The organism is Anaerosphaera multitolerans, from assembly GCF_004006535.1.
Taxonomy (GTDB): domain Bacteria; phylum Bacillota; class Clostridia; order Tissierellales; family Peptoniphilaceae; genus Anaerosphaera; species Anaerosphaera multitolerans.
Genome location: NZ_RLIH01000035.1, coordinates 1 through 2974, shown reverse-complemented (window position 1 = coordinate 2974; position 2974 = coordinate 1). Strand labels below are relative to the sequence as shown.

Sequence of the window (2974 nt, the reverse complement as noted above, 5' to 3'; positions counted from 1 at the left end):
ATTTCGAAGGTATGTTATATACAGAAACAAATGAAATGACAATTCACCATCCAAATAGAGAATAAATGTAAACAATTGACTAAGGTCAAGTTAATAAGAGCATTAGGTGAATGCCTAGGCACCAAGAGGCGACGAAGGACGTGACAAGCTGCGAAAAGCTGTGGTTAGGAGCAAATATCCGTCAACCCACAGATATCCGAATGGGGCAACCCACCTCGTAAGAGGTATCCATAAGTGAATTCATAGCTTATGGAGGCGAACCAGGTGAACTGAAACATCTAAGTAACCTGAGGAAAAGAAAGAAACATCGATACCCTAAGTAGCGGCGAGCGAACGGGGTAGAGCCCGACAGTGCATAAGATTAAGATAGCTAGTAGAATCATCTGGGAAGATGAACCAAAGAAGGTAACAGTCCTGTAAACGAAAGCGACAATAAATCAGCACGAGCGAGTACCACGGGGCACGTGAAACCCAGTGGGAATAAGGGAGGACCACCTCCTAAGGCTAAATACTCCTTGGTGACCGATAGAGAACAAGTACCGTGAGGGAAAGGTGAAAAGAACCCCGGGAGGGGAGTGAAAAAGAATCTGAAACCTAATGTTTACAAGCAGCGAAAGAGGTCTAGCACCTCAATCGCGTACTTTTTGTAGAACGGGCCAGCGAGTTATGGTATATAGCAAGGTTAAGGTATGAAGTACTGAAGCCGAAGCGAAAGCGAGTTTTAATAGGGCGCAAGTTATATGCCATAGACCCGAAACCGTGTGATCTATCCATGGGCAGAGTGAAGTTGAAGTAAAATTCAATGGAGGCTCGAACCGGGTAACGTTTAAAAGTTATCGGATGACCTGTGGATAGGGGTGAAAAGCCAAACGAACACGGAGATAGCTGGTTCTCCTCGAAATAGCTTTAGGGCTAGCCTCTAGTGGCAATCTGATAAGGGGGTAGAGCACTGAATAGTTGCGGGGCGTATGACGTTACCAAAACCTATCAAACTCCGAATACCAAATCAGACACTAGGGAGTCAGACAGTGTGGGATGAGCTTCATTGTCGAAAGGGAAAGAACCCAGACCACCAGCTAAGGTCCCAAAATTATAGTTAAGTGGGAAAGGATGTGGAGTTACTTAGACAACTAGGATGTTGGCTTAGAAGCAGCCATACATTTAAAGAGTGCGTAATAGCTCACTAGTCAAGTGACTCTGCGCCGAAGATAACCGGGGCTAAACTATATACCGAAGCTGTGGGACGTAATAACGTCGGTAGAGGAGCAATGTGTAAGAGACGAAGCAAAAGGCGAAAGCCGTTGTGGATTTTACAGAAGAGAGAATGCTGGCATGAGTAGCGAGAGGTGAGTGAGAATCTCACCCGTCGAAAACCCAAGGTTTCCTGAGGAAGGCTCGTCCACTCAGGGTAAGTCGGGACCTAAGGCGAGGCTGAAAAGCGTAGTCGATGGACAACAGGTTGAGATTCCTGTACCGATATATATTGTTAAAAAGTAAGTGGGGACGCAGGAGGATAGTAGTAGCGCCCAGTTGGTGAGGCGTGCAAGCACAAAGGCTGGAGTATAGGCAAATCCGTACTCTAAAAAGGCTAAAGTGTGATGCGGATCGAAAAATAAGTAGAGAAGGATATGACTCCACACTGCCAAGAAAAGCCACTATCAAGATATATATTGCCCGTACCGTAAACCGACACAGGTAGGTGAGGAGAGAATCCTAAGACGAGCGGAAGAACCTTTGTTAAGGAACTCGGCAAAATGACCCCGTAACTTCGGGATAAGGGGAGCCACAGAGATGTGGCCGCAGTGAAAAGGCCCAAGCGACTGTTTACCAAAAACACAAGTCTCTGCGAAGTCGAAAGACGAAGTATAGGGGCTGACACCTGCCCGGTGCTGGAAGGTTAAGGGAAAGAGTTAGCGCAAGCGAAGCTTAGAACTGAAGCCCCAGTAAACGGCGGCCGTAACTATAACGGTCCTAAGGTAGCGAAATTCCTTGTCGGGTAAGTTCCGACCCGCACGAAAGGTGTAACGATTTGGGCACTGTCTCAACAAAGGATCCGGTGAAATTGTAGTAGCGGTAAAGATGCCGCTTACCCACGACAGGACGGAAAGACCCCGTGGAGCTTTACTGTAGGTTGACATTGGATTTTGAGGTTAAATGTACAGGATAGGTGGGAGGCTGTGAATTTAGTACGCCAGTATTAATGGAGCCGCTGTTGGGATACCACTCTTTTAAGCTTAGAATTCTAACCTACTCCCTTGAATCAGGGAGAGGGACACTGTCAGTCGGGCAGTTTGACTGGGGCGGTCGCCTCCGAAAGAGTAACGGAGGCGTTCAAAGGTTCCCTCAGCACGGATGGAAATCGTGCGAAGAGTGTAAAGGCAAAAGGGAGCTTAACTGCGAGACCAACAAGTCGAGCAGATAGGAAACTAGGACTTAGTGATCCGGTGGTACCGAGTGGAAGGGCCATCGCTCAACGGATAAAAGCTACCCCGGGGATAACAGGCTTATCTCCCCCAAGAGTCCACATCGACGGGGAGGTTTGGCACCTCGATGTCGGCTCGTCTCATCCTGGGGCTGAAGTAGGTCCCAAGGGTTGGGCTGTTCGCCCATTAAAGAGGCACGCGAGCTGGGTTCAGAACGTCGTGAGACAGTTCGGTCCCTATCCGTCGTGGGCGTAGGAAATTTGAGAGGAGCTGTCCTTAGTACGAGAGGACCGGGATGGACAAACCTCTGGTGCATCAGTTGTTCTGCCAAGGGCACAGCTGAGTAGCTAAGTTTGGAAGGGATAAGAGCTGAAGGCATCTAAGCACGAAGCCCCCCTCGAGATGAGATTTCCCTCATAAGATAAGACCCCTTGAAGAAAATGAGGTAGATAGGCTCAAGGTGAAAGAGCAGTAATGTTTGAAGCTAATGAGTACTAATAGGTCGAAGACTTGACCAACAATAATTTTGGAATAGATTTGGAATATGGCTT

The 2974-nt window shown here is 47.8% G+C and carries 1 rRNA gene; it reads left to right on the top strand.

The features are described 5' to 3' along the window. Positions 1-83 precede the first annotated feature (83 nt). Positions 84-2941, top strand: a 23S ribosomal RNA gene (locus EF514_RS10635). Positions 2942-2974: the final 33 nt, after the last annotated feature.